The following is a 7660-nucleotide window of genomic DNA, read 5'->3' on the forward strand; positions in this document are numbered from 1 at the left end:
AAACGGCTTTTATCCGGATAATATCTGCTGATTCTGCCAGAAATGGCGTTAATGGTGCCAATTTTTCACTTTGGTGAATGATTATTCCTTATAACATTTAATCATTATTTATAACAATCCCACCCTAAACAGAGGGAATAAGGTGATTGAATCCTCTGCCGCTCTTTTTCGTTACAGGGTGAAGCCGGAGGTGAATTAAGCGTTCGCGCTGAGGGTGCGAAGCACCCTGAAGGGTAAAAGGGAAACCCGCCCCCCCGCAGAGGCCCTCAGCGCGATTCTGACGTGGGCGGCCCATTTCCGGCACCTTTCACGCTGAAAAATGCCCCTATGATTCCGGCGCGTCTGCATGGCTATGCAGTGAGTTCTGTTTTCCACGGAATTAGTGCATGAAGATGTTAGAAACGTCCGCTTTTGGCATACAGCGGACCGTCCAGCTAAGAACTCAGGATTATTGCTGCCCTGCCTTTACCCGGAGTATGGTTTGCCGGGTGGTATTAAATTCCCGCGCAATGGCGCTGATACTGATCCCGGCGTTAATCCGTACAATCACCGTAACTTGCTGTTCTTCATTCAGTGCTGAAGGACGTCCAAACCGCTTTCCGGCTGCTTTTGCTCGCGCAATACCAGAGTGCGTACGCTCAAGCAGCAAATCTCTTTCAAATTCCGCCACAGCAGAGATGACCTGCATGGTCATTTTTCCTGCCGGGCTGGTCAGATCCACTCCGCCCAGAGCGAGACAGTGAACGCGAATATCTGAAGCAGCCAGCTGTTCCACCGTTTTTCTGATATCCATCGCATTGCGCCCCAGTCGGTCTAGTTTGGTAACAATCAGCACATCGCCATTTTCCATCCGGTCGAGCAGTTTAGAAAAACCTGGCCGCTCACTGGCGGCAACTGAGCCGCTGATGTGTTCTTCAATCAGTCGCTGAGATTTTACAGCGAAACCAGCCGTCTCAATTTCTCTTCGCTGATTTTCGGTTGTCTGCTCTAGGGTTGAGACACGACAGTAGGCAAAAACACGTGACATAGTGATATTTTCTGTACGAAAAGGATGTACGAATCATAACGCATGTACGATAGTAAATTCACTGACTTTCGGACGGTAATGATAATAGATGTACGAAACCGACCGGTTTCGGTCAGTACAAATCAATAACTCAAATGAACTATATGCAGAGGAAGCATTTATGCCACGGAGACAAATACTCAGCAGTGAAGAAAAAGAACGCTTGCTGATTGTGCCGGATGATGACGTTCTTCTGACGCGCATGAGCTTTTTGAGTGAACATGACCTCGCGCTTATTAATAAACACCGCAGGCCAGCTAACCGCCTGGGATTTGCTGTTTTACTTTGCTACTTGAGAGGGCCGGGGTTTCCTCCCGACAAAAATATCTCCCCTCACGACGGGGTTGTTTCCCGGCTGGCGGCTCATTTGAAACTTCTGCCTGATTTGTGGGCCGAGTATGCATCAAGAGAGGTCACTCGCTGGGAACATCTGGCCGAACTTTATCGCTACCTGGAATTATCTCCCTTCAACCGGGCGCTACAAAAAAACTGTATTCGCCACCTTTATCCCCACGCAATGCGGACTGACAGAGGCTTTTTGCTTGCGGAGGAAATGCTCACCTGGCTCCACAATAATAAGGTGATTTTCCCCTCTGTTGATGTCATCGAACGAACTCTGGCCGAAGCAACAACGCTTGCAGACAGGGCGGTCTTTTCTGCGCTTACCGCGCAGCTTGAGCCGGAACATAAAGCGGCGCTGGACCGTCTGCTGGTATCCGAGGGTGAGCAACCTTCACGGCTGGCCTGGCTGCTTCAGCCTCCGGGAAAAATTAATGGCAAAAATGTCCTGCAACATATCGACCGGTTAAATTCGATTGAGTCGCTGGCACTGCCTGATGGCATTGCGCTTTCCGTTCACCAGAACCGGCTCCTGAAACTCGCTCGCGAAAGCAGAAAAATGAGTAGCCGGGACCTGGCAAAATTCACGGATGTTCGCCGTTATGCCTCACTGGTTTGTGTCATATCGGAAGCCAGGGCCACCCTGACTGACGAAATTATTGATCTGCATGAGCGTATTCTGGGCAGTCTGTTTAGCAGGGCAAAACGCACGCAGGCCGAACGACTCCAGCAAACGGGAAAGCTGATTCAAAGCAAGCTGAAGCAATACGTTACCGTCGGGCAGGCATTGCTTAACGCCAGAGAGTCCGGTGAAGATCCCTGGACCGCAATAGAAGACGTTCTTCCCTGGCAGGAATTCATTAACAGCGTGGAAGAGACGCGGTTCCTGTCACGTAAGGACAACTTCGACCCGTTGCATCTGATCACAGAGAAGTACAGTACGCTGCGTAAATACGCCCCCCGGATGCTGTCCGCGTTGCAGTTCATGGCTGTACCTGCCGCAATGCAGCTCAGTGATGCGCTGGATGCCGTCAGAGAGATGTATCGAAAACAACTCCGCAAAGTACCGTCTTCCGCGCCAACCGGGTTCATTCCGGAAAGCTGGAGAAAGGTGGTGCTCACTCCCACCGGCATTGACCGAAAATATTACGAATTTTGCGTACTGAATGAGCTGAAGGGAGCTTTACGTTCTGGCGACATCTGGGTCAAAGGATCGCGCCGCTACCGGAATTTTGATGATTATCTGATCCCATCTTCCGATTTTGAAAAGTCACTTCGGGATAACCAGTTACCCCTTGCCATTCCGACCGATTGCCATGAATACATCAAGAGCCGCATGACGCTTCTGGCATCGCGACTGGAGGAAGTGAATGCGATGGCGCTGGCCGGTGATTTGCCCGATGTGGATATCTCGGATAAAGGCGTGAAAATTACCCCGCTGGATAATAGCGTCCCTTCATCAGCATCCCCTTTTGCCGATCTGGTTTATGGCATGTTGCCTCACCCTAAGATTACTGAAATGTTGGATGAAGTGGATAGTTGGACCGGTTTTACCCGCCATTTCACACATCTCAAAAATCATCACGTCAGACCTAAAGACAGAAAGTTGTTAATGACCACGATTCTGGCTGATGGCATCAACCTTGGGCTGACAAAAATGGCCGAATCTTGTCCAGGAACGACAAAATCGTCACTGGAGGGGATTCAGGCCTGGTACATCAGGGATGAGACCTATTCAGCAGCGCTGGCCGAGCTGGTCAATGCTCAGAAAAAACGGCCTCTGGCTGCATTCTGGGGCGATGGAACAACATCATCGTCTGACGGGCAGAATTTTCGGGTGGGCAGTCACGGGCGTTATGCGGGTCAGGTCAATCTCAAATACGGTCAGGAGCCAGGTGTGCAGATTTATACGCATATTTCGGATCAATATAGTCCGTTTTACACCAAAGTCATCAGCCGCGTGCGCGACTCAACTCACGTACTTGACGGCTTGCTGTATCACGAAAGTGATCTTGAAATCACCGAGCATTACACCGATACCGCAGGTTTTACGGAACATGTTTTCGCGCTAATGCATCTGCTGGGATTCGCATTTGCACCAAGGATCCGGGATCTTCATGACAAGCGCCTGTTTATTCATGGAAAGGCTGAGCGTTATCCGGGACTTCAATCTGTGATATCCACAACCCCACTGAATCTTAAAGACATTGAGACGCACTGGAATGAGGTACTTCGCCTCGCAAGCTCGATAAAACAGGGGACTGTTACCGCATCGCTGATGATGAAAAAACTGGCCAGTTATCCTAAACAAAATGGCCTTGCAAAGGCATTGAGGGAAATCGGACGCATCGAACGGGCACTGTTTATGCTGGACTGGTTTCGCGATCCATCACTGCGCCGACGCGTACAGGCGGGGCTGAATAAAGGTGAGGCCCGCAATGCGCTTGCACGAGCGGTCTTTATGCACCGATTGGGTGAGATCAGAGATAGGGGGCTGGAGAATCAGAGCTACCGGGCCAGTGGTCTGACGTTGCTGACTGCGGCGATCTCCCTGTGGAATACGGTATATATAGAAAGAGCCATAGATTCCCTGAGACGAAAAGGGATCCCATTAAATGACCAGCTGATTTCTCATCTGTCCCCATTGGGATGGGAACACATCAACCTGAGTGGAGATTACGTCTGGCGAACAAACCTAAAGCTGGGGCAGGGAAAATACCGTTCGTTACGCTCAGTAGATAGCAGTCTGTACAAAAAACAGGCTTAGCGTAGGATGTTTTCCGTTTTCCAAGCGGACCCCGGAAAGGTTAAAAATTAGTCTTAACGTACAATAATTTTCGATATCCAAACTGACCCCATGTTCAGCCCGTACGGCACGCATCATATCAATCGATTTGGTTTATCCGAGGTCAAAGAACGTCATCCCCCGCCCGCAAACTAGGACGTTAAATTCTGACAGAGCAGATGTGTCAAGCTTGGCGGGCGATCTTACGTATTTACGAACGAATCCTTACGCTTAGCCTGGTAGAACCTGATGCACGCAGTGCATAGAAAGCGGTACACAATTGCGACATGTTCCCCGATGTCGAACCGCTGAAGCCCGGCAGCGCCGGTGAGGATCATAAGAGATCCTGATAACCCCCCTGTCCTGTTGAGCTATATAGGCTTACAAACAATTCTGTGGTTACACTGCAAAGAACCCCGGTGAGTGGTCAGTGTGGCGCGTAGCGACGCGCTGAGCGTGATTTCCGGGGCCTTGGCGGTTGGCACGCGTAGCGTGACGAACGCTTAGGTTTGCATTGCATCAGCTCTCTTGCCCGACTTTGGTCGGGAGCTACTTACTGTGTTGTTTATTCTCAATTGTTGATTGTTAATCTGCCCTGAGTAAAGCGAGGGGAGCTACTTTAGGGGGTTCCGCGCCCATTTCCTCCAAAAGTCCCACCTTATCGATGCATCACATTGAATCTAAACGAGAAAGATGTCCATTTTTAGCATCGTTTTTTATTTTTCTTTTCAACCTAAAGTAGGTTGCCCGCGAGATACCTGTTTTATCTGTCACTGAACTCACGCCTTCACCCTGCAATATCAGCATCAGAGCCGCTGGCGTTCGGGAATGAATCTTCCTGCCAAATTTTACGCCGGCTGCAAGTGCAGCTATTCTGCCGTCATTCGTTCGTTCCAGGATACGTTCTCGTTCTGCTTCTGCCACGGCGGCCAGGATCTGGATCACCATTTTCCCCATCGTCCCTTCTGTACTGAGCCCATTCTCCAGAAAACGGATAGCAATATCCTTTTTGTAGCAGGCTAGGCGTAAGGATTCGTACGTAAATGTGTAAGATCGCCCTCTAGCCTTCGCCACATCTGGCCTGTCAGAATATGGTGATAGTTGAACGTTACAAATACTACTGAGTTTCGTATCCGTCAGTGTTGGTACTATCCATTTCATTCACCTGCTTTTGTCGCTCACGTTTGACTATTCCCAGTACCGTATTTTTACTCAGATCCAGATGCCGGCCAATCTGCCGGTAGGACTGGCCTTCAGCGACAAGCGCTAACACCTTCGGGGCTAATTTATCTGACTTGATCCGCTGTCCTGGCTTTCTGCCAAAAACAACTCCACGCGCCTGCGCTGCCTGAACTCCGGAACGTATACGCTCTCTCAGCAGATCTCGTTCAAATTCGGCAAAACCTGACATTAATGTGGCAATCAGCTTTCCCTGAGGGGTAGATAAATCAAACTGTAACCCTGTTTGTGCTATCAGTCCTACACCCCAGGATTGCAAATCGTTCAGCGTATGGAACAAATCCAGCGTCGAGCGACTCCAGCGGGTCAGTTCCGTTAGGGGTTCGAGGGCCAATGGGGCGAAAACCTACGTTAAGAAGCTAATTCATTGTTTACATTTAAATAAGCTAGGTAGCCCTCGGGAAGAACCAGGGCTACCTAGCTTATTTAAATTACAGTCTTCTACGCCCGCGATCTGATCAACTCAGCTATCTCACTGGCAATTTCATCTATTGTATGGGTTGCTGTACTTCCTGCCACTTTGTCTGCCAAGGACGGACTGAAGTCTACAACCTGCTGTTTTGTGATGTTGTACCATATAGGAAGTAGTATTTGCTCGCCTGATACCGTACGTGTAACAATTCCATCAAGCTCGTATAGAGTTGGTACCCAGCAAAACAGTTAAGTGCAATGTCATTTGGCTTTGCCGAAAAAGCTACACAATTTTTTGAAGTTAAAGCCTATTCCTGAGATATTGGGTTCAAGAATTAGTGCGTCGACAATTGCAGAACCTATGCCTTTCTGTGTTTCTTTTGCAATCTTGAATTCCGAGAGATCCCTCCCAGCTCCAATATCAGCAAACAGCTTTTCTATTAGCGAAATCACTTCGGTCGTGTTTGAACAAAATTTCTTTAGCGGGATAAGGATGAGCTTTAGCCCTCCATCTATTGACTCCCGATATAGGCCACTGTTCCGACTGTATCCATGGTTGTTTTCCATGAAGTAGGATGGATACGCGTTTGTAATAAGTACAGCCGGAAGAATATCTTCGCCACGCTCATTGTTTATTTGATGCCAAGAAAATACTTCGTTTTCAAAATGGGCGAGTTCAGTACCTTTGATCACCATTGCTCGATTTTTATCTGCAAGGCCAGAAATCCGTAAGAAGTTGTTATTTAGAGCTTCGGCTAGCGGTTCATACCACCCGTACTCTAAGAAATAAATCAGGTAATCACGGTTTTCGTCTCTAGGTATACTGCTCAAAGAATGTACATGCAAACCCATTTTTCTTCCTTCGTTATCGATGGCTATCATTTTACCACCACATCATTGATCTTCTGCTTTAGCCGAACAAAACTCACAAATTGACTAAACAATGGTTTTTCTTATCAGTATAAGATACCAATAGTTACAGCCACCGAGCACTATTATGGTTCGGTGGCCGTTCATTCATAGGTTATCGACGAACGCCCATTAGGCCCATTTATAGCTTCCCTTTGAGCACCATTTGGTCGCAAACATCAGCGCGGTATTGTCCTCGCGTGTCCAGCGGATATCGGTCGCTAAGATTTCTGCGCGCAAAATTGAATGCATTATTTATTCTTTTTATATTCAGGCTATCACCCTTGTACAGTCCAAGTAACTCCTTGTATCTATTTTCTTTTTCTTCTTTAGAAACCAGCATTCCGTCGCTGTCTAGGCTTCCAGTGTAGCAAGCAAGAACTACCGAACCGAGTATGTCTTTTTTGGTTGCAACATATCCACCAAACTCGACTTTTTTTTCCACTTTGGTTGCAAGGTTTAGAGCTTTTTCTTTATTGCTTACTTTTCTGCACTCGTCTGCCTCTGCTTCTGTGACATTATCGCCGAGCATAAAGTTAACAAATCCACCTTTTTTATCTACCATGTAGTAACACTTATTTTTATTTCCATACTCGTAGTCAAAATTAGGTGGGTCATGCCAAATTAATTTTTTCTCTTTATCCAATATCCCAACTTGATTAACTGCTTTTTCGTCCCAGCACACTCCTGATCCATCCGGCCCCAGCGCTTCACTTTTCAACCTACCTTGTTCGTCTTTTGTCCACACGCAATCAATATCGAAACTACTTAGATGTGTGATTGTGTAGGGCTTATCGAGATACAGTATTTCATTATTAGCATTCTCAGAAAATGCAATCGCCGGTGTAATTATCAAAAAAGTTAAAGCTACATAATAGTTTTTCATCTAATCAGTCCGTGAGTTTAAATAA

At 47.7% G+C, this 7660-nt stretch carries 5 protein-coding genes and 1 pseudogene; 1 reads left to right on the plus strand and 5 read right to left on the minus strand.

What is annotated here, in order from left to right; genetic code table 11:
* Positions 1–448: 448 nt before the first annotated feature.
* Positions 449–1027: a recombinase family protein gene (locus V1952_RS18125; RefSeq protein WP_420075260.1), complete on the minus strand. Its 579-nt coding sequence runs from the start codon at positions 1025–1027 to the stop codon at positions 449–451.
* A gap of 160 nt (positions 1028–1187) precedes the next feature.
* Between V1952_RS18125 and V1952_RS18130 the strand changes: the two genes are divergently transcribed.
* On the plus strand, positions 1188–4172 hold the full coding sequence (locus V1952_RS18130; protein WP_420075261.1) for a Tn3 family transposase: 2985 nt from the start codon (positions 1188–1190) through the stop codon (positions 4170–4172).
* Positions 4173–4859: 687 nt separating this feature from the next.
* Here the strand turns inward: V1952_RS18130 and V1952_RS18135 are convergent.
* The 4 genes and pseudogenes from V1952_RS18135 to V1952_RS18150 all read right to left on the minus strand — a co-directional run.
* Positions 4860–5210 (minus strand): annotated as a pseudogene (locus V1952_RS18135) (recombinase family protein); the annotation flags it as partial.
* A 97-nt stretch (positions 5211–5307) separates the two neighbouring features.
* A complete protein-coding gene (locus V1952_RS18140; protein ID WP_267263242.1) occupies positions 5308–5763 on the minus strand; it encodes a recombinase family protein in 456 nt (151 codons plus the stop codon).
* 338 nt (positions 5764–6101) lie between these two features.
* Positions 6102–6722, minus strand: a complete 621-nt coding sequence (locus V1952_RS18145) for a hypothetical protein (RefSeq protein ID WP_267263241.1) — start codon at positions 6720–6722, stop codon at positions 6102–6104.
* Between the two features lie 169 nt (positions 6723–6891).
* Positions 6892–7635: a hypothetical protein gene (locus tag V1952_RS18150; RefSeq protein WP_420075262.1), complete on the minus strand. Its 744-nt coding sequence runs from the start codon at positions 7633–7635 to the stop codon at positions 6892–6894.
* Between the last annotated feature and the right edge of the window lie 25 nt (positions 7636–7660).

The sequence above is a fragment of the Yersinia sp. 2542 StPb PI genome, from assembly GCF_048593855.1.
In the GTDB taxonomy this organism is placed as follows: Bacteria; Pseudomonadota; Gammaproteobacteria; order Enterobacterales; family Enterobacteriaceae; genus Yersinia; species Yersinia enterocolitica_E.

Excerpts from the sequence above, each read along its gene's own strand:
- V1952_RS18150 (WP_420075262.1), bottom strand. The coding sequence starts at position 7,635 with ATGAAAAACTATTATGTAGCTTTAACTTTTTTGATAATTACACCGGCG.
- V1952_RS18125 (WP_420075260.1), bottom strand. The coding sequence starts at position 1,027 with ATGTCACGTGTTTTTGCCTACTGTCGTGTCTCAACCCTAGAGCAGACA.
- V1952_RS18130 (WP_420075261.1), top strand. The coding sequence starts at position 1,188 with ATGCCACGGAGACAAATACTCAGCAGTGAAGAAAAAGAACGCTTGCTG.
- V1952_RS18145 (WP_267263241.1), bottom strand. The coding sequence starts at position 6,722 with ATGATAGCCATCGATAACGAAGGAAGAAAAATGGGTTTGCATGTACAT.